Raw genomic sequence first — 25,036 nt, 5'->3', positions numbered from 1 at the left:
CCGGGCGTTACGAGACGGTGCCGACCGCTTGCCCATACGCCTGTGCTTCACCGATCACCCAGTCCCTGAACCCCTGCAGCGTCGCTGATTCGGCCTTGCGCTCGGGGATCACCAGATAATAGGCGTTGCTGCTGTCGAAACTGTGCGGACTGGCCACCGCCAGTCGGCCGCTGGCCAGCTCGTCGCGAATCAGAAAGGGGGGAATCAGTGCCACGCCCAGCCCGTGCATGGCGGCCTGGGCCAGCATGGAAAACAATTCCAGGCGAGTACCATTCAGGTCGTGCTCCACGCGCAAGCCAGCGGCGGCGAACCACTGGCGCCAGGCATAGGGGCGAGTGGATTGCTGCAGCAATGGCAGCCGGCTGATCTGCTCTGCGGTCAGCTCGACCTGCTCGCCCAGTAATGCGGGGCTGCACACCGGTACTGGCGATTCGTTCATCAGAAAATGCACCTCGGTACCGGACCACTCCCCATCACCAAAATAGATCGCTGCGTCGAACTCGGTATCGGCGAACAGGAAGGGACGGGTACGGTTGGTCATATTGATGGTCACGTGCGGATGTCGCACAAGGTACCGGTTCAGGCGTGGCAGCAGCCACTGGGTGCCGAAGGTGGGTACCAACGCCAGTTCCAGGGTCGCGGTACCATGGTTGCCCATCACCGACAGGGTGTCCCGCTCCACCGCGTCCAGGCGATTGGCGATGCGCCGACTATAGGTTTCGCCGGCCTCGGTCAGGCGTACGCCCCGGCGGGTGCGGCGGAACAACTGGATATCGAGAAAGCTCTCCAGGTTGGCAATCTGACGGCAGACGGCGCTCTGGGTCAATGCCAGCTCTTCGGCGGCTTTGGTGAAGCTTTCGTGCCGGGCGGCAGACTCGAAACAGACCAGCGCCTGGGTCGGCGGTATCTTGCGACGCATGGGGGCTCCTGTGAAACGGCGGCAAACCATTCGTGCCGAGGGCAAGCTGGCCGGGCCGGCGACATGGGGCCTGTCGCGCTGCGCGAGATCGCTTGCACTCGGTAGCTTGGTGCTTGTGGTTGGTTGTTCGGAGTTCCAATCTAGCACAATGGGTTGAAAAAAACGCGCTTGCCCCGCCGCCCTCTGCGGACTAGCCTTGCTTACAGTTCACACAACAATCACCGATGGAGTATCCATGGCCAATAGCAAAGCAAGTTTCAACTGGACAGATCCGCTGTTGCTGGATCAGCAGCTCACCGAAGAAGAGCGCATGGTGCGGGACTCGGCAGCGCAGTATTGTCAGGACAAGCTGATGCCGCGGGTACTCAACTCGTTTCGCAACGAGGATACCGATGCCACCATCTTCCGCGAAATGGGCGAGTTGGGCTTGCTGGGTGCGACCATCCCTGCCGAATACGGTGGTAGCGGTCTGAACTACGTGTGCTACGGCCTGATTGCCCGTGAAGTGGAGCGTGTCGACTCCGGTTATCGCTCGATGATGAGTGTGCAGTCCTCGCTGGTGATGGTACCGATCAATGAGTTCGGCTCCGAGGAGCAGAAGCAGAAGTACCTGCCGAAACTGGCCAGCGGCGAATATATCGGCTGCTTCGGCCTTACCGAGCCTAACCACGGTTCCGATCCGGGTTCCATGGTCACCCGGGCGCGCAAGGTCGACGGCGGCTACCGTCTCAAGGGCGCCAAGATGTGGATCACCAACAGCCCGATCGCCGATGTGTTCGTGGTCTGGGCCAAGACCGAAGACGATGTCATCCGCGGCTTCATCCTCGAGAAAGGGTGGGAAGGTCTGAGTGCGCCGGCGATCAAGGGCAAGGTCGGCCTGCGTACTTCTATCACCGGTGAAATCGTGATGGACGATGTCTTCGTGCCGGAAGAGAACCTGCTGCCCGGCGTGACCGGCCTGCGTGGGCCCTTCACCTGCCTCAATTCAGCTCGCTATGGCATCGCCTGGGGCGCTTTGGGTGCGGCGGAGTTCTGCTGGCACACCGCGCGCCAGTACACCCTGGATCGCACACAGTTCGGCCGTCCGCTGGCCCAGACCCAGCTGGTACAGAAGAAGCTGGCAGACATGCAGACCGAGATCACCCTGGGTTTGCAAGGTTGCCTGCGGCTGGGCCGGATGAAGGATGAGGGCACCGCTGCGGTGGAGATTACCTCGATCATGAAGCGCAACTCCTGCGGCAAGTCGCTGGATATCGCCCGGGTGGCGCGGGACATGCTCGGTGGCAACGGTATCTCCGACGAGTACGGCGTGATCCGCCATGTGGTGAACCTGGAGGTAGTGAATACCTACGAAGGCACTCACGATGTGCACGCGCTGATTCTCGGCCGGGCGCAGACCGGATTGCAGGCATTCTTCTGAGGTTGATCGGTACCTTGGCAACGGCCCCGCGAGGGGCCGTTGTCGTTTCAGAGCGCGGTATTGACGGGGACCAACAGGACCGGTTGCTCACTTTCCCGAGCGACGCCCTCGGCGGTGCTGCCGATCATCAGGTCCTGAATCGGTGTGGTACCGCGTTTACCGAGGATGACCAGAGATACTCGCTCGGCGGCGGCGGCCTTGACTATTTCGCGTACGGCCGAGCCCTTCACCTGACGGGCGACCACCAGCTCATGGCGGCGGGTGAGGTCCTCGATCTGCTCGTTGATGACAGCGGTATTGTCTACCTCGTCGGTTTCCACCCAGAGTACCAGCCCGTGCCGACCGCCGGTGAGGAAGCGTTCGAACACACGCTGAGCGACCTGAGCTGGGCGCGAGCCGTCGGTTGCCAGCAGGACCGGGGCGCTGGGTTCCGTGACAGGGCCACTGGCCGGTAGGATCAGCAGCGGCAGGTGGGTAATGCGGGCCAGGTTCAGGGTGACATTGCCATAGAACAAGGCTCGTCCAGCGGAATGACTCTGGTTGAGAACGATGATGCCGTCGGCCTTGTGTCGGCGCGCGGCTTCGTGCAGTTCGCTGGCGGCGAAGCCGCTGCGCACTTCGTAATCTACCGTGATGCCAAACTCGCCGGAAAGCTGGCGCGCCAGGTCACCGAGATGGCTGGCGGCTGAGGCTGCACTGTCCTCCACGTGCATTCGCCGGGTGGTGTCCACCACATGCACCAGGGTGAGCCGCTGTACCGCAGTCAGCTGCAGCATTGGCGGTAGCCGCTCGCAGGTCTTCTGCCAGCTTTCCGAATAATCGAAAGCGAGAATACAATGATTGAGCATGGACATTCTCCCGTCGTGATATGGGTTCCAGTCTAGCCCACTGCCGACAGCCGTGACGGTGGGCAATCAAAAGGATAGCCGCTCCCGGGGGGGAACCGCGCCGCAATCCGGTTGGGTCCAGCGGGAGATCTCCTGCAGCTGGATGCTGACGGGGTTGCCCGCTGCGGCCTCGCTGATGTCTGCATCGAGCTGCACATTGCCACGTCCGAGAAAGGAGGAGCGGATCTCGTAACTACTGATGATTTCGAGATGGCCCCGCATGTCACCATCGAAGCCGTGTTCGGCCTGACAACGACCATGGATATTCAAGGTGGAGCGGTCCACCGGGTGCACTGTCAGCTCGCACTCGGGCACGTCGCGCTGAACCTCCTGCTGCAGGGTTTCCAGTCGGACCAGTTCCACTGCCTGCTGGGGAGTGAGGCACTCCATTTCGACGGCCGGATTGCTGCGACTGATGGCAGCTTCATCCAGCAGTGCCCGACGTTGGGCGGCGGTGTCTTGGGGTAACTTCTGCTGAGCCTCCTGCAGCGTCTGCAGGCGCTCCTCCTTGTCGATCAGGACGCGCTTTTCGATGCGCCACAGACCTGCCTCCGGCGTGGGACTCAATTCATAGGCGTGAGCGGACAGGGCGAGCGGAACCAGCAGCATGAGCGCGGATGGGGCGCCTTTCTTCATCGAAATCTCCTGTCAGATGAACGGTCCTTCATTTGGGATTAATCACTATAGCCGCTCCGGTGGAAATCGCCCGGGATTGAGGGGTTCAGTGTTTCTCGCGTCGTTTAGCTCGGCTGCGGCGTTGCTCCTCCTGTTGGCGTTCGGCCAGTACTTCACGTACGAAATCGATATGCTCGCTGGCATGACGCCGGGCATCCTCGGCGCGGCCCTCGATGATTGCTTCCAGCAACTCCTGGTGTTGGCGCATCAGCATGGTGCGGGTGCTCGGGCGCAGGGCATACATGCCACCAATGTTGGTCACCACGTTGCGCTTGAGTAGATCGAACAGACCACGAATGGTATGCAACAAGATGATGTTGTGACTGGCCTCGGCAATGGCCAGGTGAAAGCGCGCATCCGCGGCACCTTCCTCGGTCCGGCTGCCACCTTCCCGAGCGTAGCAGGCCTGCAGTACTTCGTAAGCCTCACGCAGATGCTGATGATCTACTTCGGTAGCGCGCAGCGCGGCGAAATAGGCGCAATCGGCTTCCAGCGTATGGCGAAACTCCAGCAGGTCCCGGTGGGCCTCGGGGCGACCTTCGAGCAGGTCGAGCAGCGGGTCGCTGAAGCTGGAGCCCAGGGACTCGGTGACATAATTGCCTCCCCCCTGACGGCTGACCAGCAGACCGCGGGCCGCCAGTTTCTGAATCGCCTCGCGCAAGGAAGGTCGGGAAACGCCGAACTGTTCAGCCAGTTGGCGTTCCGCTGGCAATCGTTCCCCCGGCTTCAATATGCCGTCGAGCATCATGGACTCCAGCTGTTCAACGATATTGTCTGACAGCCGGCGTTGTTGGATCTGGCCAACCTCCATCGTTCGCTCCTATTGGTCTGACCAATGATTCCAGAAGTATGCCGGCTAAACGCCGTCTCGAAAAGTTTTTCTCCGGTAATAAGACGAAGGTATAGGAAATTCTGTTTGACATGCTGGCGGTGCTTTTTTACGCTGATCGACACCGCCGGGTAATTGGTATGACCAATTTACCCGAAGCCTTTCCAATAACAATGACGGAATACTGTATGTCTTCTGCACTTCTCGCTGTGCTGGCCTTTGCCCCAATTCTCCTGGCCGGTGTCTTGCTTATCGGGCTGCGCTGGTCAGCCAGGACCGCGATGCCGGTGGTCTATGGTGCCACTGTGTTGATCGCGCTGTTCGGCTGGGATATGAGCTTCAACCGCGTGCTGTCTTCGAGCTTGCAGGGGCTAATCATTACCCTCAGCCTGTTGTGGATTATTTTCGGCGCCATTCTGCTGCTCAATACCCTTAAATATTCCGGTGGCATCGCCGCCATTCGTTCCGGATTCGCGGTTATCAGCCCCGACCCGCGCATTCAGGTGGTGATCATCTGCTGGCTATTTGGCTGCTTTATCGAGGGAGCTTCCGGCTTCGGTACACCGGCGGCGATAGTCGCACCTCTTCTGGTGGCGATGGGCTTTCCGGCAATGGCGGCGGTGTTGATGGGCATGTTGTTGCAGAGCACGCCGGTGTCCTTCGGTGCGGTGGGCACGCCGATTATTGTCGGGGTTACCGCCGGGGTAGATAACGTGGCGCTCGGCGAGGCGCTGGCGGTTCATGGCTACGCCTGGACCGATTACATGCAGTGGGTAGCGGTGAAGGTGGCCATTATCCATGCCATGGTGGGCGTTGTTATGCCGGCACTGATGGTGCTGATGCTGACCCGCTATTTCGGTCGGGACAAGAGCTGGAAGGCCGGCTGGGAGGCAGTGCCCTTTGCGCTTTTCGCCGGACTGGCCTTCGTGCTGCCCTATGTTTTGACCAGTATCTTTCTCGGGCCGGAATTCCCTTCGCTGCTGGGCGGGCTGGTAGGTCTGTCGATAGTGACCCTGGCTGCTCGGGCCGGCTTTCTGGTGCCGAAGAACCGCTGGCAGTTCGCCGACCGCAAGGACTGGCCGTTGAGCTGGATGGGCACCATCGAGATGCGTGCCGAGGACCTCGGCAACCGGCCGATGAGCAGCCTGCGGGCCTGGATTCCTTATGTGCTGGTGGGTATTTTGCTGGTGGTCAGCCGCGTGTTCCCGGAGGTGACCGCGGCGCTGAAGAGTGTTGCGCTCACCTTCACCGGCATTCTCGGTGAGGCGGGCATCAATGCCGGCCTCGATCCGTTGTACCTGCCGGGTGGTGTGCTGGTCGCGGTGGTGCTGGCAACCTTCTTCATTCACCGCATGCGTCTGAGTGAGCTCGGCCGGGCGGCGCGCGAATCCGGAGGTGTGTTGCTCAGCGCCGGCTTCGTGTTGCTGTTCACGGTGCCGATGGTGCGCATTCTGATCAACTCGGGGGTCAACGGCGCTGACCTGCCGAGCATGCCGGTTGCCCTGGCGCACTTTGTTGCCGATAACGTGGGTGGAATCTATCCGCTGTTCGCTCCGGCCATCGGTGCGCTGGGGGCGTTCCTGGCGGGTTCCAATACCGTGTCCAACATGATGTTCAGCCAGTTCCAATACGGCGTGGCCACCAATCTGGGGCTGTCCACGGTGCTGGTGATCGCTGCCCAGGCAGTGGGCGCCGCCGCCGGCAACATGGTGGCAATTCATAATGTGGTAGCCGCTTCGGCTACAGTGGGTATGCTGGGGCGTGAGGGCCTGACCCTGCGCAAGACCATCTGGCCGACACTCTATTACGTGACCCTGGCCGGCGTCCTTACCCTGATCGGCTGTTATGTACTGGGCCTGACCGACCCTGTGCCCCTGGGTTGATGGCGGCGCTCACCACTTACGATACAACATGGGATTAACACGATGATCATTTCTGCCTCTACCGATTACCGCGCCGCTGCTCAGCGCCGGCTGCCGCCCTTCCTGTTCCACTATCTCGATGGCGGCGCCTATGCCGAGCACACGCTCAAGCGCAACGTCGCGGACCTTGCCGACATCGCGTTGCGCCAACGGGTGCTGAAGAACATGTCCGAGCTGAGCCTGGAAACCCGGCTGTTCGATGAGACCCTGGCCATGCCGGTGGCATTGGCGCCGGTGGGCCTGGCCGGTATGTACGCTCGCCGGGGTGAAGTGCAGGCGGCGCAGGCAGCGGCAGCCAAGGGCATTCCCTTTACCTTGTCCACCGTGTCGGTATGTGCGATCGAGGAAGTGGCCCCGGCGATTGACCGTCCCATGTGGTTCCAGTTGTACGTGCTGCGCGACCGCGGCTTCATGAAGAACGCCCTGGAGCGAGCCAAGGCTGCAGGGGTAACCACCCTGGTATTCACCGTGGACATGCCGGTACCCGGCGCCCGCTACCGCGATGCCCATTCCGGCATGAGCGGTGCCAATGGTCCTATGCGCCGGGTGCTGCAGGCAATGACGCATCCGCGCTGGGCGCTGGATGTGGGCCTGCTGGGCCGCCCGCATGACCTGGGCAATATTTCTACCTATCGCGGCAACCCGACCGGGCTGGCCGACTATATCGGCTGGCTGGGTGCCAACTTCGATCCTTCGATCAGTTGGAAGGACCTGGAGTGGATCCGCGAGTTCTGGGACGGCCCCATGGTGATCAAGGGCATTCTCGACCCCCAGGATGCCAGGGATGCGGTGAGTTTCGGCGCCGACGGCATCGTGGTGTCCAACCACGGCGGCCGCCAACTGGATGGTGTGTTGTCCAGCGCTCGCGCGCTGCCGGCCATCGCCGATGCGGTCAAGGGACAGATCAAGATTCTCGCCGACTCCGGTATCCGCAGTGGGCTGGATGTGGTGCGTATGCTGGCTCTGGGTGCCGATTGCACCCTGATCGGTCGGGCCTTCATCTACGCTCTGGCGGTGCATGGCGGGGCGGGAGTGACCAATCTGCTGGAGTTGATCGAAAAGGAAATGCGGGTGGCCATGGTGCTGACTGGCGCCAAGTCGATCAGCGAGATCAGTCCCGAGCTGCTGGCGCGCGAGCTGGCGCACCTGACGCAATAACGACGGAGCGCCGATGAGCCTGCCCGCTGACTTTCTGACTGCCGTTCGCCAGTTGATTCCTGCTCAGCGGTTGTTCGACGATCCGCTGTCGACCCTGGCATTCGGGACCGATGCCAGTTTCTACCGATTGATTCCCCAGTTGGTGGTAAGGGTCGAGGCGGAGGGCGAGGTGGTTGCCCTGTTGCAGCTGGCCACGCGGTTTGACGTGCCGGTGACCTTCCGCGCTGCGGGTACCAGCCTGTCCGGGCAGGCGCTCAGCGACTCGGTATTGATTGTGCTCGGCGATCAGTGGAATGGCCGTGAGATTCTCGATGGCGGCGAGCGCATCCGCCTGCAGCCGGGCGTGATCGGAGCCAACGCCAATGCTGCGCTGGCACCGCTGCAGCGCAAGATCGGTCCTGATCCGGCATCGATCAATGCGGCGAAGATTGGCGGTATCCTCGCCAACAACTCCAGCGGCATGTGCTGCGGCACCGCCCAGAACAGCTACCATACGCTGGCCGGGCTGCGCCTGGTGCTGGCCGATGGCAGCGTGCTGGATACCGAGGATACAGCCAGCGTGGCCGCGTTTCGCCACAGCCATGCCGCGCTGCTGGAGCAACTGGCCGAACTGGGCCGGCAGACCCGTGCCGATACCGCGCTGGCCGAGCGCATTCGTCATAAATATCGACTGAAAAATACCACTGGGTTGTCGCTCAATGCGCTGGTGGATTTCGACGAGCCGCTGGAAATTCTCAGCCATCTCATGGTGGGCTCCGAGGGCACCCTGGGGTTCATCAGTTCGGTGACCTATCACACCGTGCCCGAGCATCCGCACAAGGCCACCGCGTTGTTGGTATTCCCCGATGTGGAGACCTGCTGCCGGGCGGTGCCGGTGCTCAAGCGCCAGCCAGTGGCTGCGGTGGAACTGCTCGATCGCCGCAGCCTGCGCTCGGTGCAGAATATGCAGGGCATGCCGGCCTGGGTACGCGAGCTGTCCGTCAATGCCTGTGCGCTGCTGGTGGAAACCCGAGCCGCCAGTCCCTCTCTACTGGACGAACAGATCGGCCAGATCTTGCACGCCCTTGCCGATTTTCCCCGGGAGAAGCAGGTCGATTTCAGTACCGATCCGCAGGTGTGCAACCAGCTATGGCGCATCCGCAAAGACACCTTCCCGGCGGTCGGCGCAGTGCGCCCGGTCGGGACCACGGTGATCATCGAGGATGTGACCTTCCCGGTCGAGGCGCTGGCCGAGGGCGTCAATCGCCTGCTCGAGCTGTTCGACCGTCACGGCTATACCGAGGCGATCATCTTCGGTCATGCGCTGGAGGGCAACCTGCATTTTGTCTTCACCCAGGGGTTCGACGATCCGGCTCAGGTGGCGCGATATGAAGCTTTCATGGGGGATGTGGCGCAACTGGTGGCGGTAGAATTCGGCGGCGCGCTGAAGGCCGAGCACGGCACCGGACGCAACATGGCGCCCTTTGTCGAGCTGGAGTGGGGCGCCGATGCCTATGCGTTGATGTGGCAAATCAAGCGGTTGCTCGATCCGACCGGCATTCTCAACCCTGACGTGGTCCTGTCCGAGAACCCGCGCATCCATCTGCAGAATCTCAAGCCGCTGCCGGCCGCCGACGCCATCGTCGACAAGTGCATCGAATGTGGTTTCTGCGAGCCGGTGTGTCCGTCCAACGGCCTGACCCTGACGCCGCGCCAGCGCATCGTTATCTGGCGCGACATTCAGGCGAAAAAGCGCGCGGGCATCGATACCCGTGAGCTGGAGCAAGCCTACCAACAGCAAGGCATCGACAGCTGCGCTGCCACCGGCCTATGCGCCCAGCGCTGCCCGGTCGGCATCAATACCGGCGACCTGGTGCGCCAACTGCGCACCGGGCAGGCGCGGCAGGTCGGGCGAGCCGACTGGCTGGCCGGGCATTTCGCTACTGCGCTCAAGGGCGCGCGGCTGACCTTGACTGCGGCGGGTACCGCGCGGCGGCTGCTCGGCACACCGCGATTGCAGCGCCTCAGCCGGAGCGCGCAGCGGTTGTCCGGCGGCCGCCTGCCGCAGTGGACGCCCGCCATGCCACAGGCAGTGAAGTGGGTCGATATCCCAGCGTCCATGGCCAGCGACAAGCCCCGGGTGGTTTACCTGCCGGCCTGCGTATCGCGGGTGATGGGGCCGGCAGCGGGCAGCGGCGAGCAGATGTCCCTGTTCGACAAGACCCGCGCGCTGTTGGCAAAGGCCGGCTTCGAGGTGATCCTGCCCGCCGGACTGGACGATCTCTGCTGCGGCCAGCCGTTCGCCTCCAAGGGTTACCCGGAGCAGGCCGAGCGCAAGCGTGGAGAGCTGCTGGCTGCCTTGATGCAGGCCAGCGAGCAGGGCCGCTATCCGGTCTACTGCGATACCAGTCCCTGCACCCTGCGGCTGCTGCAGGGCGAGCCGGATACGCGCCTGCAGTTGCATGACCCGGTGCGCTTCATCCGTGAGCATCTGCTTGACCGGCTGGAATTCCAGCCCGTCGATACCCCGGTGGCGGTGCACGTGACCTGCAGCACCCAGCATCTTGGCGAGGCCGACGCATTACTTGCCATCGCCCGCCGCTGCAGTACCCAGGTGGTGGTGCCCGAAGGCATCCACTGCTGCGGCTTCGCCGGCGACAAGGGCTTCACCCTGCCGCAGTTGAACAGCCATGCGCTGCGCACGCTCAAGAGCGCGGTAGGGAGTTGCGAACAGGGAGTATCCACCAGCCGGACCTGCGAGATCGGTCTGAGCAGCCACAGTGGCATTGATTATCAGGGGTTGGTGTATCTGGTGGATCGGGTGACGCGGGCGCGGACTCCGGCGGTGTGATGACCGCCTTGGCTAGCCTTCTTGCTCCTTGCTCCGGGTAATGCATTGCGTCAGCAGGTCTTCCAGCGCCGTTTGCAGCTCGTTCATGAACGCGTCGCAGTCTTCTCCCGGCTCCAGTGGATCGCCGACCACGGCATCGCAGTTGAAGGGCACTATCATCGACCCGCCTCTGGGTAATGCCTTGCCCAGACCGTGCAGGGCAACCGGTGTGACACGGGTGCCGGGCTGGCTGCGAGCCAGATGGTAGATGCCCTTGCGCAGGGGTTGCAGTTGCTCCGGATCGCCCCGGCTGCCTCGGGAACAGCAGCAGGATCTGATCATCGGCCAATGCCCGCTGACACAGTTCGAAGACCTTGTCCTTGCCTACCTCGCCCTGGCGATCCAGCGGAATGATGCCGATCAGGTTGAGCGATAGCCAGGCGGTGAAGCGATTGCGCAGGAAGTAGTCCGCCGCGGCCACCGGGCGCACACGATGCAAGGTGGCCAGTGGGTAGAGTGACATCAACACCAGCGTATCGAGATGGCTGTTGTGATTGGCGGCCAGGATGGCCGGTCCGTGAACGGGCAGTTTTTCCCGCTGCAGCAAGTTGAGCCCCAGCATCAGATACACCACCGGGCGGACGATCAACAGAAAGAACAATACTTTTGGCAGCGCTTTGATCATGGCTTCTAGCTCGCTCAATACGCTGTATATCGCAGGAAGTGGAAAAACAGCGGGGCGGTATACATCAGGCTGTCGATGCGATCGAGAATACCGCCATGCCCTGGAATCAACTGACCGGTGTCCTTGATCAGCAGATCACGCTTGACCGCTGAAATGGTGAGATCACCGACGAAACCCGCTATACCTATCAGTAACCCTGCAAGCAATCCCAGGGGCCAATGCAACGGAGTCAGCCACGGAGCCAACAGGCCGCCGAGCAGGGTGGTGGTGGCAATACCGCCAAGGAAACCTTCCCATGTCTTGTTCGGGCTGATGCCGGGGACGATCTTGCGGCGCCCGAGGGTCTTGCCCCAGATGTACTGGGCAACATCGTTGAACTGGGTGAGGAATACCAGGTACAGCACCAGGCCGACACCGCCGCCGGCCGGGTTGGTCTCTGCCGGCAGCATCAACAGATAGGCGACATGGCTGATCGCGAATACCGTTGTCATTACCGCCCATTGATAGGATGCCACTGCGCGAATGAAGCCCTTGGTCTCACCCAGCAGCAACAATCCGAAGGGTATCAGCAGGAAAAGATAAACCGGAATGAAGATGGTGAACATGCCGTACCAGTCGGTGGCGATCCAGTAGTAATGCACCGGCACCAGCAGATAGAGCGCCAGGATCAATCGCCGATCCGTCAGGCGCACCGGCAGAATCGAGAAGAACTCGCGCAGGGCGATGAAGCTGAGGATGGTGAAAAAGATCAGCGAGGCGGTATGACCGATGACCAGTGCAGTGAATACCACCAGCACCATGATCCACCAGGACCTGATCCGCTGCTGCAACTCGATATGGGTTCCAGCGGGCAAGCGGCTGACCAGCAGCCGCTGGATGATTGAAGCGAGCACCAGCAGCGCCAGCACCAGCACCATCGCGGTAAGCGTGTTGGGCGTCAGTTCCAGCATGAATGGCAGGCCGAGATCCATCTTCAAGCTCCGGTATTCAGTTGACGGTAGGCGCCGAATAGCCGGCGCAGGCAAGTCAAGGCGCTGCCGACGACCAGGACAATGAGGGCCAGCCACAGCAGCTCACCATGGCCATCCCAGAGGAACTGCAGTGCCGAAGCCAGGCAGGCCAGGGTGAGCAAGGCCATGCGTTGCTGCTTGGCCATCGGCCCGCGGAAGTCTGCCGGCAGCCCCAGTGAAGCGCCTAGCACGCGGATATAGGCTGTCAGCACTGCGAGCAATGCACCGAGCCATGCCAGCCAGATGGCGGAGGGGTATTCGGGTACGGCGAAGCCGCAGGCGACGATCAGCAGCGGGTCAGCGATGCGGTCGGGTACATCATTGAATAGTTCCCCGGCCGGAGTCTGCTTGCCGCCCTCCATCGCCACCATGCCATCGAACAGATTGCAGAGCAGGCGACATTGGATCATCAGCGCGGCGCATATCAAACTGACTACCTGGTAGGCATCGCCGGTATGCCCTGCGGCGACTAGCGCGACGGCCCCAGCGGCGGCAAATATCACACTGCATACAGAGATCTGATTCGGTGTCACGTTGCGCTGGCTGAGCCAGGCGGCGATGCGATTGACCGTCCTCTGGTCGCGGATCTTCAGTGGACGCCGATTACTGGCTTCGCTCATGGGCTGGGCTCGCTGGAGGGGGTGGGAGACGGAGATTGGTATGCCAGTCGCAGGGTCAGATAGATACAGAAAATGAGGGCGGTGCAACTGGGTGGGGCAATGGTGAGCCACAGGTTCGGTGTCTGGCTGAGCCAGTGAAGCAGATACAGCGCACTGGTGCTTACCGATACCACCAGCAGTGGGGGCAACGAGATTGCCAGTGGGCGAGACGAGATTCGGTGAAAGAGTCGTGTGACGATGGCAGCCATCAGCAGGGTGATGATGGCGCTGGCAGCGCCCTGCAGCAGGCCGGCCAATAATGCATGAGCAGGGTCACTGGTCTGGTTGGCCAGCCAGGCCCAACTGCCCCAGAGCAGGAACGCCAATCCGGCGGTAATCATGTTGTGCATGGTGGGCGTGACATCAGTCCGTGAGTCAGGCCGCAAGGATAGGCTGCGCCCGGCGGTGAGGCGAGCGAAGGATCTGCTTATTGTGGACTAGCTCACATTCCGGCAACGCAGCGGAGAGGGGTGATCAGGAATCCGGAACCGTGAATCGGCTCCGGACCTCGTCCTGATAGCTTGGGTCTCAGCTACCCAGCAGCGCCGGCTTTTCCCGCTGGCTGCGCTGGCGGTTTTCTTTGGGTGCATCCGGTACGGCGCGATTGCCCATAGCCTGCAGGCGACGTTCGCGGGCGACGGCATCTTCCGGCTCGGCAATACCCGGACGGGCCTGCTGCGGACGGCGCGGCTTGTTATTGCTACCGCCGTTGCTGCTGCGCGGCTTGTCATTACGACCGCCCTGGCCGCGGGGCTGTCCGCCAGCATTGTTGCTACGACGCTGGTTGCGGCCATTGGCCGGGGCGGCGCCACGTGGGCGCTCCGGACGGTCGCTGTTGAGCTCGGCCTGGGCCGGCGGGACAAAACCCTCCAGGCTGCCTTCCTCGAATTTCTGCCGCGTCAGGCGTTCGATGGCCTTGAGCAGCTTCTCCTCGTCGGGGCTGACCAGCGAGACTGCCTCGCCGCTGCGACCGGCACGGCCGGTACGGCCGATACGGTGCACGTAGTCTTCCGAGACGTTGGGCAACTCGAAGTTGACCACATGGGGCAACTGGTCGATATCCAGGCCGCGGGCGGCAATATCGGTGGCAACCAACACCCGGATCTTGTTGGCCTTGAAGTCGGCCAGTGCCTTGGTGCGTGCGCTCTGGCTCTTGTTGCCGTGAATGGCTGCAGCGGGCAGGCCATTCTTGTCCAGGTATTCGGCCAGGCGGTTGGCGCCGTGCTTGGTGCGGGTGAAGACCAGCACCTGTTCCCAGGCGCCCATGGTGATCAAATGAGCTACCAGCGCGCGCTTGTGACCGGCTTGCACGCGGTAGACGCGCTGCTCGATACGCTCGACGGTGGTGTTCAGCGGGGTGACCTGAATGCGCGCCGGGTTGTGCAGCAGGCGGTTGGTCAGCTCGGTGATTTCGGCCGAGAAGGTGGCGGAGAACAGCAGGTTCTGGCGCTTGGCCGGCAGCTTGGCGATGACCTTCTTCACGTCGTGAATGAAGCCCATGTCGAGCATGCGGTCGGCTTCGTCCAGGACAAAGAACTCGACGGCGGACAGATCGACCGCGCGCTGGCCGACCAGATCCAGCAGGCGACCGGGGCAGGCCACCAGGATATCCAGACCTGGGGCGATGGCCTTCATCTGCGGGTTGGCGCCGACACCGCCGAAGATGCAGGCGCTGTGCAGCTGCAGCTCGGTGGCGTAGGAGCGGATGTTGTCGTGCACCTGGGCTGCCAGTTCACGGGTCGGCGTCAATACCAACGCGCGGACCTTGCGCGGGACGCGCTTGTAGTCAGCGGGGCGCTGGCCGTTGGGGAACAGCAGTTCCAGAATCGGCAGTGAAAAACCGGCGGTCTTGCCGGTACCGGTCTGGGCGGCGACCATCAGGTCGCGGCCTTCCAGAACGGCCGGGATGGCCTGGGTCTGGACGGGAGTGGGGGTGGTATAACCAGTGGCAGCCACGGCGCGCACCAGCGCGTCGGACAGGCCGAGAGAGGCAAAGGACATTCAGATAAACCCTGTGATGGCCGTTTGCGAACAAGGACTGTCCGTGCGGCCGAAAATGAAGAGGCTGGAGTGTAACAGAAATGAACCAGTCTCGCAGAAAAAAGCTTCCCGGCGGTCGCCGGAGGCGCTGGAACAAGCCGGAGATATATCGCCCAGCGAGGCGGCCTGGAGCGGCGCTGGCCGAGGCCGAACGCAGCCCGCTTGGGAAACAACACCGTCCGACGGAGGGGCGGGTGCCATCCCGGCCAGGGGTGTTCCAGGCGGCCGGGATGGAACTCGACGCTCCAATAGCAGATATGGAGAGTGTGTTTCTATATCGGCTGTTGGGTTACAGATTATCCAGAATCGCCAGGCTTGGTTGCGCCTGATTCAGCGTATAGAAGTGCAGGCTCGGTGCGCCGCCGTCGAGCAGGCGTTGGCACATGTCGCTGATCACTTCAGTACCGAAGGCCGCAATACTGGCGCTGTCATCGCCGTAGGATTCCAGCTGCTTGCGGATCCAGCGCGGGATTTCCGCACCGCAGGCATCGGAGAAACGCGACAGGCTGGTGTAGTTGGTGATCGGCATGATGCCGGGCACGATCGGCAGATCCACACCGGCCTTGCGCACCTGGTCGACGAAATGGAAGTAGCAGTCGGCGTTGAAGAAATACTGGGTAATCGCGCTGTCGGCGCCGGCCTTGGCCTTGCGTACGAAGTTCTCCAGATCCGCTTCGAAATTGCGTGCCTGTGGGTGCGCCTCGGGGTAGGCGGCGACCTCGATGATGAAATGGTCACCGGTTTCCTCGCGGATGAACTCGACCAGCTCGTTGGCGTAGCGCAGCTCACCGGAGGCGCGGCCCATGCCGGAGGGCAGGTCGCCACGCAGCGCAACGATACGGCGGATGCCGGCTTCGCGGTATTCGGTAAGCAACTGACGCAGGTCTGCCTTGCTGTCGCCCACGCAGGACAGGTGTGGCGCGGTCGGGACCTTTACCTGCTGATCCAGCTGCAGCACGGTATTGATGGTGCGGTCGCGGGTGGAGCCACCGGCGCCGTAGGTCACCGAGAAGAACTCGGGTTGCTGGTCGGCCAGTACATGGGCCGCCGCGATCAGCTTCTCGTGACCGGCTTCGGTCTTGGTCGGGAAGAACTCGAAGCTGACGGGAATCTCTTTGCTGGTCGTCATGACTCGTCTCTTATCAAACTCATCTGGTAGGAGCCTCGCCTCGCTGCGATAGCGGATTGCCGATCGCAGCGAGGCGCAACGCCTGACTTGCCGCTGTGCTTAGTAGCGGTAGGTGTCCGGCTTGAACGGGCCGTTGACCGGTACGCCGATGTAATCGGCCTGGACCTGGGTCATCTGGGTGACCACACCGCCGAAGCCCTTGACCATCTCCAGTGCCACTTCCTCGTCCAGCTCCTTGGGCAGCACTTCCACGCGCAGCAGTTCGGCCTTGGCGCTGGCATCCAGGTTCGCGTAGCCCTGCTTGAACAGGTGGATCTGCGCCAGCACCTGGTTGGCGAAGGAGCCATCCATGATGCGGCTGGGGTGGCCGGTGGCGTTGCCCAGGTTGACCAGACGGCCTTCGGCCAGCAGGATCAGGTAGTCATCATTGGCCGGGTCGAAGTTGTCCTTGCCGGTGCGGTGGATCTTGTGCACCTGCGGCTTGACCTCTTCCCAGTGCCAGTTCTGGCGGGTGTAGGCGGTGTCGATCTCGTTGTCGAAGTGGCCGATGTTGCACACCACGGCACGCTTCTTCAGCGCCTTGAGCATATTGGCGTCACAGACATTGATGTTACCGGTGGTGGTGACGATCAGGTCGGTGTTACCCAGCAACTCGCGGTTGATGCAGGCTTCGGTACCATCGTTGATGCCGTTGATATAGGGCGACACCACTTCGTAACCATCCATGCACGCCTGCATGGCGCAGATCGGATCGGCCTCGGCGACGCGCACGATCATGCCTTCCTGGCGCAGGGACTGGGACGAGCCCTTGCCCACGTCGCCATAACCGATGACCAGTGCCTTCTTGCCGGACAGCAGGTGGTCGGTGGCGCGCTTGATGGCGTCGTTCAGGCTGTGACGGCAGCCGTACTTGTTGTCGTTCTTGCTCTTGGTGACCGAGTCGTTGACGTTGATCGCCGGTACCTTGAGCGTGCCCTTTTTCAGCATGTCGAGCAGGCGGTGCACGCCGGTGGTGGTTTCTTCGGTAACGCCGTGCACGCTTTCCAGCACCTGGGGGAATTTCTCGTGCAGGATCAGGGTCAGGTCGCCGCCGTCATCCAGCACCATGTTGGCATTCCACGGCTGGCCGTCCTTGAGGATGGTCTGCTCGATACACCATTCGTATTCTTCCTCGGTTTCACCCTTCCAGGCGAATACCGGTACGCCGGCTGCGGCAATGGCAGCGGCTGCGTGGTCCTGGGTGGAGAAAATATTGCACGAGGACCAGCGCACTTCGGCGCCCAGCTCGACCAGGGTCTCGATCAGCACCGCGGTCTGGATGGTCATGTGGATGCAGCCCAGGATGCGCGCGCCCTTGAGCGGCTGCTCACCGGCATACTTGCGACGCATGGCCATCAGCGCCGGCATCTCGGATTCAGCAATGATGATCTCGCGGCGGCCATAATCGGCCAGGCTGATATCAGCCACCTTGTAGTCGGTGAAATTGCTCTGGATAACTGCGCTCATACTTTTCTCCAATCAGTTTCAGGTGGAAGACGCGTTAAGATAGCGCCCTCAATGTTCCAAAGGGATGTCACGATGTTTGCTGTTCCAACCCCCAAAATTCTGTTGCTCGCTGCCCTCGGCCTGGCGCTGGCCGGCTGTGGTAACGAGACCGATCCCAACTCGCCGGAAGGCAAGCGCCAGGCGGCCTTCAAGGAATTTCTCAGTCACAGCGAGCCGATGGGTGGCATGCTGCGTGACCGTCTGCCCTTCGATGGCGACGCCTTCGCCGCCCATGCCCAGGCCCTGGCTGCCTCCGTCGAAGCGCCCTGGGCGCATTTCCCCGAACCGGGGGAAACCGAGCAGAAGCATGCTGCTCTGCCTGAGGTCTGGACTGACTCCGCAGGCTTTGCCCAGGCCATTGACCGCTATCGCGACGCAGTAGCCGAGCTGGCGGAGGTCACTGCGCAGGGCGTCGAAACGCCTGAGCAGGTGACCGAGGCCTTCAGCGCCGTGCAGCAGAGCTGCAAGGGCTGTCACGATAACTTCCGGCGTTAACTCCTGACGTTGACCTGCTGCGGTCAGACCTTCGCGTCAGCCCGCAGCGCCTCGGCCTTGTCCGTCTTCTCCCAGGGGAAGGCGGTGAAGGTGTCATTGCCCACCGTCATCTCGAACGGGTTGCGGCCGAAGTGGCCGTAGGCCGCAGTGGCGCGGTACATCGGGTGCAGCAGGTCGAGCATGCGAGTGATCGCATAGGGCCGCAGGTCGAAGTGCTCGCGCACCAGCTTGATGATCTGCTCATCGCTGATCTTGCCGGTACCGAAGGTATTGACCGAGACCGACGTCGGCTGCGCTACACCGATGGCGTAGGACACCTGGATCTCGCAGCGCTCGGCCAGGCCGGCAGCCACGATGTTCTTGGCCACATAACGACCGGCATAGGCGGCGCTGCGGTCAACCTTGGACGGGTCCTTGCCGGAGAAGGCGCCACCACCATGGCGGGCCATGCCGCCGTAGGTGTCGACGATGATCTTGCGGCCGGTCAGGCCACAGTCGCCCACCGGCCCGCCGATGACGAACTTGCCGGTCGGGTTGATGTGGTACTGGGTGTCGGCATGCAGCAGCTCGGCCGGAATCACGTGCTTGATGATGGTCTCCATCACCGCTTCGCGCAGGTCGGTCTGCTCGATTTCCGGATTGTGCTGGGTCGACAGCACGATGGCGTCGATGCCGACTACCTTGCCGTTGTCATAGCGGCAGGTGACCTGGGATTTGGCATCCGGGCGCAGCCAGTTCAGCGTACCGTTCTTGCGCACTTCGGCCTGGCGCTCGACCAGTCGGTGGGCGAAGGTGATCGGTGCGGGCATCAGCACATCGGTCTCGTTGCTGGCATAGCCGAACATCAGGCCCTGGTCGCCAGCACCCTGGTCTTCCGGCTTCTGCCGGTCGACGCCCTGGGCGATGTCGGGTGACTGCTTGCCGATGATGTTGATCACGCCACAGGTATCGGCGTCGTAACCGACCTCGGAGGAGGTGTAGCCGATATCCTTGATCACGCCGCGCACCAGATCTTCCAGGTCGACCCAGGCGCTGGTGGTGATTTCACCACCGACGATGGCAACCCCGGTTTTCACCATGGTTTCGCAGGCCACGCGGGCAAATTTGTCCTCGGCGAGAATGGCATCCAGCACAGCGTCGGAAATCTGGTCGGCCAGCTTGTCCGGATGGCCTTCGGAGACCGATTCGGAGGTGAAAATCGAGTATTCGCTCATGGTCACAGCCCTTTCGTTGACAGGGGGCGGGTAGCACGATGACGGATCATCGGGCACCCTTGGTAAATTGTTGCAGCTGAATCTGGAAGCCGTTGCGCAGCCCCAGGTACAGGCTGCTGCCGAGCTCCAGTCCGGCACTGCCAGCCCAGCGGGCCAGGTCGTCCTGATCGAAGCCCAGCCAGAGGTCGCCGCAGGTCTCCCGGACCCAGCTCTGGTCGTGACTGCACAGCTCGGTCAGCACCAGAGTGCCGCCGGGTTTGAGCAGGTCGGCAAAGCGCCGCAGCGCCTCGGCCGGTGCCGGCATATGGTGCAGCACCATATTGCATACCAGGCAATCGGCGGCCGGCAGTTCCTGCGGCAGTAACGCATCGGCCAGCAGGCAATCGACATTGTCCAGGCCCGCCTCGGCACATTGTTGGCGGGCTCGTTCCAGCATAGCCGGTGCATTGTCCAGTGCCAGCACCCGGCCGAAGCGGCTGGCCAGGTCCGGCAGGAAACCGCCTTCACCGGGCCCCACTTCGATGGCCAGTTCAGTGGCTGGCAGCACCAGACTATCGATCAGCCCCAACAGCGATTCGCGATACAGACCGAAATGCGCGATCAGGTCCTGCTGGGCCGGCGTACCATCGGCAAAGCGGGCGAAGAACTGTCGGGAGACCTCGCCACGTTGGCTATGCACTGCGGCAATCGCCTGGGTCAGCGCCGGCTCCAGGGGCAGTGCGTCCAGCCCGTTCAGCAACTGCTCGTGTAAATGTCGCCAATGGCTGGCAGCATCCGGCAGGCTGCGCCGATAGAAAATCGAGTTGCCTTCCCGGCGGGTACGCACCAGGCCGGCATTGGCCAGTACCTTCAAGTGATGGCTGATACCCGACTGGCGCATGCCGAAGATCTGGGCCAGCTCCAGTACGCCGAAGGAATCGCTGCGCAGCGCCCGCAGGATATCCAGCCGCAGCTGGTCACCGGCAGCCTTGCAGAAGGCGGCCAGTTGTTCGGTAGCTGTATCGTCGAGGGGCGCAAGCCGTACTGGTTCGTTCATGGTGGAGCAGTGTAGTGAAGCCCCCGGCTGATCGCAATATCTATATCAAATATTTTGATATAGATGCTCCAGCAGGGCCCATTCGTCTCGCAACAGCGGTGTTTGCACCACGGAGTCGGGGTTTTCATTGCCCGTTGCGGCAGTTTGGGCGAAAATGCCGGCCTTTATTTCCCGGCCAGCCGACCTTGATCCCGGTTCGCCCTCTGCCTTGAAATCACAGGAGTAGTTCATGCCCAGTCGTCGTGACCGAGCCAATGCCATTCGTGCCCTCAGCATGGATGCGGTGCAGAAAGCCAACAGCGGCCACCCGGGTGCGCCCATGGGGATGGCGGATATCGCCGAGGTGCTGTGGCGTGACTTCATGAAGCACAACCCGGCCAACCCGAACTGGGCCGACCGCGACCGCTTCGTGCTGTCCAACGGTCACGGCTCGATGCTGATCTACTCGCTGCTGCACCTGACTGGCTATGACCTGTCGATCGATGACCTGAAGAATTTCCGCCAATTGCACAGCAAGACGCCCGGTCATCCGGAGCTGGGCTATACGCCGGGTGTGGAAACCACTACCGGCCCGCTGGGCCAGGGCATCGCCAACGCGGTGGGTTTCGCTCTGGCGGAAAAGATCATGGCTGCCCAGTTCAACCGGCCCGGTCACAATATCGTCGATCACGACACCTACGTGTTCCTCGGTGATGGCTGCATGATGGAAGGCATCTCCCACGAAGTCTGCTCGCTGGCCGGTACCCTGGGCCTGAGCAAGCTGACCGCCTTCTATGATGACAACGGCATTTCCATCGATGGCGAAGTACACGGCTGGTTCACCGACGACACACCGCGCCGCTTCGAGTCCTACGGCTGGCAGGTGATCCGCAACGTCAACGGCCATGATGCCGACGAAATCAAGACCGCTATCGAGACCGCCCGCAAGAGCGACAAGCCGACCCTGATCTGCTGCAAGACCGTTATCGGCTTCGGCTCGCCGAACAAGCAGGGCAAGGAATCCTCCCACGGCGCGGCCCTGGGTGATGCGGAAATTGCCCTGACCCGCGAAGCGCTGGGCTGGAACCACGGCCCGTTCGAGATCCCCGCCGACATCTATGCCGAGTGGGATGCCAAGGACGCCGGTAACCAGGCCGAGCAGCAGTGGAATGAGAAATTTGCCGCCTACCAGGCCGAGTTCCCCGAACTGGCTGCCGAGTTCACCCGGCGCATGGCCGGCGAGCTGCCGGCGGACTTCGACGAAAAAGCTTCGGCCTACATCCGCGCCGTGGCCGAGAAGGGCGAGAACATCGCCAGTCGCAAGGCCAGTCAGAACTGCCTGAACGCTTTTGGCCCCATGCTGCCGGAACTGCTCGGCGGCTCGGCTGACCTGGCCGGCTCCAACCTGACTCTGTGGGATGGCTGCAAGCCGGTGGTCGAAGAGGACGCCTCGGGCAACTACATGTACTACGGCGTACGTGAATTCGGCATGGCAGCGATCATGAACGGCGTGGCGCTGCACGGTGGCCTGGTGCCCTATGGTGCGACCTTCCTGATGTTCATGGAATACGCGCGCAACGCGGTGCGCATGTCGGCATTGATGCGCCAGCGCGTCATCTATGTATTCACCCACGACTCCATCGGTCTGGGCGAAGATGGCCCAACCCACCAGCCGGTCGAGCAACTGACCAGCCTGCGCACCACGCCGAACCTGGATACCTGGCGTCCGGCCGATACCGTCGAGTCGGCGGTGGCCTGGAAGCATGCGCTGCAGCGCAACGACGGCCCCAGCGCGTTGATCTTCTCGCGCCAGAACCTGCCGTGCCATATCCGCGACAACGAAACCGAGGCGGCCATTGCACGCGGCGGTTACGTGCTCAAGGACTGTGCCGGCGAGCCGGAACTGATCCTGATTGCCACCGGCTCGGAAGTTGGCCTGGCTGTTCAGGTCTGGGAAAAGCTCACCGAGCAGGGCCGTCAGGTTCGCGTGGTGTCCATGCCTTGCACCAGCGTGTTTGATCAGCAGGACGCCGAGTATCGTCAGGCCGTACTGCCGCTGGAAGTAGGCGCACGCATCGCCATCGAGGCGGCCCACGCCGATTACTGGTACAAGTACGTTGGCCTGGATGGTCGCATCGTCGGCATGCACAGCTATGGCGAGTCGGCACCGGCGGGTGCGCTGTTCGAAGAGTTCGGCTTTACTGTCGACAACGTGCTGGCGGTGGCTGAAGAGCTGCTGGAAGATTGATCACAGCGGCAAGTGACCAGTGGCAGGTGACAAGTTGAAGGTACCCAGCTTGTCGCCTGCCGCTGGTGGCTTGCAGCTGCAACCGAGCTGCTGACCATGTCCTCGAGTCACCGTCCCCTGCGCATTGCCCTCAACGGTTACGGCCGTATCGGACGCTGTGTGCTGCGTGCACTGCATGAACGCGGTGGCAGCGATATGCAGATTGTCGCCCTGAACGATCTGGCCGACCAGGCCAGCATCGAGTACCTGACCCGTTTCGATTCCACCCACGGGCGCTTTCCCGGCGAGGTTCGGGTCGATGGGGATTGTCTGCATATCAATGGCCAGTGCGTGCAGGTGCTCTGTGCACCCCGCCCCGAGGATATCGACTGGCAGGCATTGGAGCTCGATCTGCTGCTGGAATGCTCGGGGCAATACACCTCCCGTGCCGACGCCGAACGATTCCTCCAGGCCGGCGCGCCGCGTGTCCTGTTCTCCCAGCCGATGGCCGGTGCCGGGGCAGTGGATACCACGCTGGTTTATGGCATCAACCACCAGACGCTGGATCCAGCCGCGCGGTTGGTCTCCAACGCCTCCTGCACCACCAACGCCAGCGTACCGGTGCTGCGGCTGCTCAACGAGTTGATCGGGCTGGAATATATTTCCATCACCACTATCCACTCGGCAATGAACGATCAGCCGGTGATCGACGCCTATCATCACACCGACCTGCGCCGTACGCGTTCGGCATTCCAGTCGGTGATTCCGGTTTCCACCGGGTTGGCCCGCGGAATAGAGCGGCTGTTGCCGGAGTTGGCCGGACGTGTTGAAGCCAAGGCGATCCGCGTGCCGACGGTCAACGTCTCGGCGCTGGATATCACTTTGCAGACCTCACGCGATACCAGTGCGGCGGAAGTGAACCGTCTGCTCAAATCCGCGTCAGAGTCTGAGTATCGCGGGCTGCTTGATTACACCGAACTGCAGCATGCCAGTTGCGATTTCAACCACGACCCGCATTCGGCGATCGTCGATGGCAGCCAGACCCGGGTGGCCGGGCCACGGCTGGTCAATCTGCTGGTGTGGTTCGACAACGAATGGGGATTTGCCAACCGGATGCTGGACGTGGCGGATTACTGGTTGCAGCTGGCCAACCGGAATAACTGATCAACATTATCGACAAGGAACTCTGCATGACCGTATTGACCATGAAAGAGCTGGATCTCAAGGGCCAGCGGGTATTGATCCGTGAAGACCTGAACGTGCCGGTCAAGGACGGCCAGGTCAAGAGTGATGCGCGCATTATTGCGGCCCTGCCGACCATCCGGCTGGCGCTGGAGAAAGGCGCGGCGGTAATGGTCTGCTCGCACCTGGGCGCCCGGAGGAGGGCGTGTTCAGCGAGACGGACAGCCTGGCACCGGTAGCCGATTACCTGAGCAAGGCGTTGGGCCGTGAAGTGCCGCTGGTACGTGACTATCTGGGCGGCGTCGCGGTGCAGCCGGGCGAGGTGGTGCTGCTGGAGAACGTCCGTTTCAATAACGGCGAGAAAAAGAATACCGATGAACTGGCGCAGCAGTATGCCGCGCTGTGCGATGTGTTCGTCATGGATGCCTTCGGTACCGCTCACCGGGCCCAGGGTTCCACCCATGGCGTGGCCAAGTTCGCCCAGGTTGCCTGTGCCGGCCCGCTGCTGGCCGCCGAGCTGGACGCGCTGGCCAAGGCGCTGGACAAGCCGGCCCAGCCCATGGCGGCCATCGTCGCCGGCTCCAAGGTATCCACCAAACTGGATGTGCTCAACGCCCTGGCGGACAAGTGCGACCAGCTGATCGTTGGCGGCGGCATCGCCAACACCTTCCTCGCTGCTGCCGGGTTGCCGGTGGGCAAGTCGCTGTATGAAGCCGACCTGGTGGACACGGCCAAGGCCATCGCCGCCAAGGTCAGCGTGCCGTTGCCGGTGGATGTAGTGGTCGCCAAGGCCTTTGCCGAAGACGCCGAAGCCACCGTCAAGCTGGTAGCCGAAGTTACCGAGGACGACATGATCCTGGATATCGGCCCGCAGACCGCCGCCCAGTTCGCCGAGCTGCTCAAGTCTTCCGGCACCATCCTGTGGAACGGCCCGGTCGGCGTGTTCGAGTTCGATCAGTTCGGTGAAGGTACCAAGGCGCTGGCGTTGGCCATTGCCGAAAGCCAGGCCTTCTCGATCGCCGGTGGTGGCGATACCCTGGCAGCGATCGACAAGTATGGCGTCGCCGAGCGCATTTCCTATATTTCCACCGGTGGTGGAGCTTTCCTCGAATTTGTCGAAGGCAAGGTGCTGCCCGCGGTCGAGATCCTGCAGCAGAGAGCGCGCTGAGCGCCGTAGCAAGCGTCAGTTTTTGCACGATAACAGGCGCTCGGCGAC

20 protein-coding genes and 2 pseudogenes are annotated in these 25,036 nt (G+C 62.3%); 8 read left to right on the top strand and 14 right to left on the bottom strand.

The features are described from left to right. Positions 1-7: 7 nt before the first annotated feature. Positions 8-919, bottom strand: a complete 912-nt coding sequence (locus QAO71_RS14510; RefSeq protein WP_036989169.1) for a LysR family transcriptional regulator — start codon at positions 917-919, stop codon at positions 8-10. Positions 920-1,154: 235 nt separating this feature from the next. Here QAO71_RS14510 and QAO71_RS14505 point away from each other — a divergent pair, with 235 nt between their 5' ends. Next, positions 1,155-2,339, top strand: a complete 1,185-nt coding sequence (locus tag QAO71_RS14505) for an acyl-CoA dehydrogenase (RefSeq protein ID WP_036989171.1) — start codon at positions 1,155-1,157, stop codon at positions 2,337-2,339. A gap of 47 nt (positions 2,340-2,386) precedes the next feature. Here the strand turns inward: QAO71_RS14505 and QAO71_RS14500 are convergent, their stop codons facing one another. From QAO71_RS14500 to QAO71_RS14490, 3 genes are all read right to left on the bottom strand, one after another. After that, positions 2,387-3,187 (bottom strand): universal stress protein, encoded by an 801-nt coding sequence (locus tag QAO71_RS14500; protein ID WP_036989173.1) that lies wholly within the window; start codon positions 3,185-3,187, stop codon positions 2,387-2,389. A gap of 66 nt (positions 3,188-3,253) precedes the next feature. Beyond that, positions 3,254-3,862, bottom strand: a complete 609-nt coding sequence (locus QAO71_RS14495) for a DUF3617 family protein (RefSeq protein ID WP_036989174.1) — start codon at positions 3,860-3,862, stop codon at positions 3,254-3,256. Positions 3,863-3,947: 85 nt separating this feature from the next. Beyond that, a complete protein-coding gene (locus QAO71_RS14490; RefSeq protein WP_280164747.1) occupies positions 3,948-4,712 on the bottom strand; it encodes an FCD domain-containing protein in 765 nt (254 codons plus the stop codon). 206 nt (positions 4,713-4,918) lie between these two features. Here QAO71_RS14490 and QAO71_RS14485 point away from each other — a divergent pair, with 206 nt between their 5' ends. The 3 genes from QAO71_RS14485 to QAO71_RS14475 are packed head-to-tail and all read left to right on the top strand — an operon-like array spanning position 4,919 to position 10,640. After that, positions 4,919-6,613 carry an L-lactate permease gene (locus QAO71_RS14485; protein ID WP_036989177.1) on the top strand — a complete coding sequence of 565 codons (1,695 nt, stop codon included), beginning with the start codon at positions 4,919-4,921 and terminating at the stop codon, positions 6,611-6,613. Between the two features lie 42 nt (positions 6,614-6,655). Then, the gene (lldD, locus tag QAO71_RS14480; protein ID WP_074777568.1) at positions 6,656-7,810 is read left to right on the top strand and encodes an FMN-dependent L-lactate dehydrogenase LldD; all 1,155 of its coding nucleotides are present in this window, start codon (positions 6,656-6,658) and stop codon (positions 7,808-7,810) included. A 13-nt stretch (positions 7,811-7,823) separates the two neighbouring features. Next, positions 7,824-10,640: an FAD-binding and (Fe-S)-binding domain-containing protein gene (locus QAO71_RS14475; RefSeq protein WP_280164746.1), complete on the top strand. Its 2,817-nt coding sequence runs from the start codon at positions 7,824-7,826 to the stop codon at positions 10,638-10,640. Between the two features lie 12 nt (positions 10,641-10,652). Here the strand turns inward: QAO71_RS14475 and QAO71_RS14470 are convergent, their stop codons facing one another. From QAO71_RS14470 to ahcY, 7 genes and pseudogenes are all read right to left on the bottom strand, one after another. Beyond that, entirely contained in the window at positions 10,653-10,961 is a 309-nt protein-coding gene (locus tag QAO71_RS14470; RefSeq protein ID WP_280164745.1) for a hypothetical protein, read from the bottom strand. A gap of 357 nt (positions 10,962-11,318) precedes the next feature. Beyond that, positions 11,319-12,275, bottom strand: coding sequence for a phosphatidate cytidylyltransferase (locus QAO71_RS14465; RefSeq protein WP_280164744.1), 957 nt, complete (start codon positions 12,273-12,275; stop codon positions 11,319-11,321). 2 nt (positions 12,276-12,277) lie between these two features. Further along, the gene (locus QAO71_RS14460; RefSeq protein WP_036989182.1) at positions 12,278-12,934 is read right to left on the bottom strand and encodes a CDP-alcohol phosphatidyltransferase family protein; all 657 of its coding nucleotides are present in this window, start codon (positions 12,932-12,934) and stop codon (positions 12,278-12,280) included. Beyond that, positions 12,931-13,323: a hypothetical protein gene (locus QAO71_RS14455; protein ID WP_051610768.1), complete on the bottom strand. Its 393-nt coding sequence runs from the start codon at positions 13,321-13,323 to the stop codon at positions 12,931-12,933. The genes QAO71_RS14460 and QAO71_RS14455 overlap by 4 nt, the downstream gene beginning before the upstream one ends. Positions 13,324-13,792: 469 nt before the next feature. Further along, positions 13,793-14,974 (bottom strand): annotated as a pseudogene (locus QAO71_RS14450) (DEAD/DEAH box helicase); the annotation flags it as partial. A 328-nt stretch (positions 14,975-15,302) separates the two neighbouring features. Continuing rightward, entirely contained in the window at positions 15,303-16,142 is an 840-nt protein-coding gene (gene metF / locus QAO71_RS14445) for a methylenetetrahydrofolate reductase [NAD(P)H] (protein ID WP_136868817.1), read from the bottom strand. Positions 16,143-16,241: 99 nt separating this feature from the next. Then, entirely contained in the window at positions 16,242-17,648 is a 1,407-nt protein-coding gene (gene ahcY, locus QAO71_RS14440) for an adenosylhomocysteinase (RefSeq protein ID WP_136868818.1), read from the bottom strand. Positions 17,649-17,720: 72 nt separating this feature from the next. Here ahcY and QAO71_RS14435 point away from each other — a divergent pair, with 72 nt between their 5' ends. Continuing rightward, complete coding sequence (locus tag QAO71_RS14435) at positions 17,721-18,182, top strand: cytochrome c (RefSeq protein WP_280164743.1); 462 nt, start codon at positions 17,721-17,723, stop codon at positions 18,180-18,182. A gap of 23 nt (positions 18,183-18,205) precedes the next feature. On the opposite strand, the gene metK is transcribed toward QAO71_RS14435, so the two are convergent. Genes metK through QAO71_RS14420 form a run of 3 tightly spaced genes read right to left on the bottom strand, consistent with a single transcriptional unit; the run spans position 18,206 to position 20,663 of the window. After that, on the bottom strand, positions 18,206-19,396 hold the full coding sequence (gene metK, locus QAO71_RS14430; protein WP_280164742.1) for a methionine adenosyltransferase: 1,191 nt from the start codon (positions 19,394-19,396) through the stop codon (positions 18,206-18,208). A gap of 46 nt (positions 19,397-19,442) precedes the next feature. Continuing rightward, positions 19,443-20,432, bottom strand: coding sequence for a metalloregulator ArsR/SmtB family transcription factor (locus tag QAO71_RS14425; protein ID WP_074777582.1), 990 nt, complete (start codon positions 20,430-20,432; stop codon positions 19,443-19,445). 45 nt (positions 20,433-20,477) lie between these two features. Beyond that, positions 20,478-20,663 carry a hypothetical protein gene (locus QAO71_RS14420; protein ID WP_280164741.1) on the bottom strand — a complete coding sequence of 62 codons (186 nt, stop codon included), beginning with the start codon at positions 20,661-20,663 and terminating at the stop codon, positions 20,478-20,480. Here QAO71_RS14420 and tkt point away from each other — a divergent pair. From tkt to QAO71_RS14405, 3 genes and pseudogenes are all read left to right on the top strand, one after another. Next, a complete protein-coding gene (tkt, locus tag QAO71_RS14415; RefSeq protein WP_280164740.1) occupies positions 20,662-22,659 on the top strand; it encodes a transketolase in 1,998 nt (665 codons plus the stop codon). The two genes, QAO71_RS14420 and tkt, sit on opposite strands and share 2 nt — an antisense overlap. Positions 22,660-22,755: 96 nt before the next feature. Continuing rightward, a complete protein-coding gene (gene epd / locus QAO71_RS14410) occupies positions 22,756-23,802 on the top strand; it encodes an erythrose-4-phosphate dehydrogenase (RefSeq protein WP_074777586.1) in 1,047 nt (348 codons plus the stop codon). A gap of 26 nt (positions 23,803-23,828) precedes the next feature. Continuing rightward, positions 23,829-24,988, top strand: a pseudogene (locus QAO71_RS14405) (phosphoglycerate kinase). Positions 24,989-25,036: the final 48 nt, after the last annotated feature.

The organism is Halopseudomonas sp. SMJS2, assembly GCF_029866945.1.
Lineage (GTDB): Bacteria > Pseudomonadota > Gammaproteobacteria > Pseudomonadales > Pseudomonadaceae > Halopseudomonas > Halopseudomonas bauzanensis.
Note: the sequence above shows the minus strand (reverse complement) of the source record. Positions and strands in the feature narration are given on the sequence as shown.

What these genes read in the sequence shown, in the direction of transcription:
- QAO71_RS14510 (WP_036989169.1), bottom strand. Translation starts at nt 919, where the DNA reads ATGCGTCGCAAGATACCGCCGACCCAGGCGCTGGTCTGTTTCGAGTCT.
- QAO71_RS14505 (WP_036989171.1), top strand. Translation starts at nt 1,155, where the DNA reads ATGGCCAATAGCAAAGCAAGTTTCAACTGGACAGATCCGCTGTTGCTG.
- QAO71_RS14500 (WP_036989173.1), bottom strand. Translation starts at nt 3,187, where the DNA reads ATGCTCAATCATTGTATTCTCGCTTTCGATTATTCGGAAAGCTGGCAG.
- QAO71_RS14495 (WP_036989174.1), bottom strand. Translation starts at nt 3,862, where the DNA reads ATGAAGAAAGGCGCCCCATCCGCGCTCATGCTGCTGGTTCCGCTCGCC.
- QAO71_RS14490 (WP_280164747.1), bottom strand. Translation starts at nt 4,712, where the DNA reads ATGGAGGTTGGCCAGATCCAACAACGCCGGCTGTCAGACAATATCGTT.
- QAO71_RS14485 (WP_036989177.1), top strand. Translation starts at nt 4,919, where the DNA reads ATGTCTTCTGCACTTCTCGCTGTGCTGGCCTTTGCCCCAATTCTCCTG.
- lldD (WP_074777568.1), top strand. Translation starts at nt 6,656, where the DNA reads ATGATCATTTCTGCCTCTACCGATTACCGCGCCGCTGCTCAGCGCCGG.
- QAO71_RS14475 (WP_280164746.1), top strand. Translation starts at nt 7,824, where the DNA reads ATGAGCCTGCCCGCTGACTTTCTGACTGCCGTTCGCCAGTTGATTCCT.
- QAO71_RS14470 (WP_280164745.1), bottom strand. Translation starts at nt 10,961, where the DNA reads ATGATCAGATCCTGCTGCTGTTCCCGAGGCAGCCGGGGCGATCCGGAG.
- QAO71_RS14465 (WP_280164744.1), bottom strand. Translation starts at nt 12,275, where the DNA reads ATGGATCTCGGCCTGCCATTCATGCTGGAACTGACGCCCAACACGCTT.
- QAO71_RS14460 (WP_036989182.1), bottom strand. Translation starts at nt 12,934, where the DNA reads ATGAGCGAAGCCAGTAATCGGCGTCCACTGAAGATCCGCGACCAGAGG.
- QAO71_RS14455 (WP_051610768.1), bottom strand. Translation starts at nt 13,323, where the DNA reads ATGCACAACATGATTACCGCCGGATTGGCGTTCCTGCTCTGGGGCAGT.
- metF (WP_136868817.1), bottom strand. Translation starts at nt 16,142, where the DNA reads ATGACGACCAGCAAAGAGATTCCCGTCAGCTTCGAGTTCTTCCCGACC.
- ahcY (WP_136868818.1), bottom strand. Translation starts at nt 17,648, where the DNA reads ATGAGCGCAGTTATCCAGAGCAATTTCACCGACTACAAGGTGGCTGAT.
- QAO71_RS14435 (WP_280164743.1), top strand. Translation starts at nt 17,721, where the DNA reads ATGTTTGCTGTTCCAACCCCCAAAATTCTGTTGCTCGCTGCCCTCGGC.
- metK (WP_280164742.1), bottom strand. Translation starts at nt 19,396, where the DNA reads ATGAGCGAATACTCGATTTTCACCTCCGAATCGGTCTCCGAAGGCCAT.
- QAO71_RS14425 (WP_074777582.1), bottom strand. Translation starts at nt 20,432, where the DNA reads ATGAACGAACCAGTACGGCTTGCGCCCCTCGACGATACAGCTACCGAA.
- tkt (WP_280164740.1), top strand. Translation starts at nt 20,662, where the DNA reads ATGCCCAGTCGTCGTGACCGAGCCAATGCCATTCGTGCCCTCAGCATG.
- QAO71_RS14420 (WP_280164741.1), bottom strand. Translation starts at nt 20,663, where the DNA reads ATGAACTACTCCTGTGATTTCAAGGCAGAGGGCGAACCGGGATCAAGG.
- epd (WP_074777586.1), top strand. Translation starts at nt 22,756, where the DNA reads ATGTCCTCGAGTCACCGTCCCCTGCGCATTGCCCTCAACGGTTACGGC.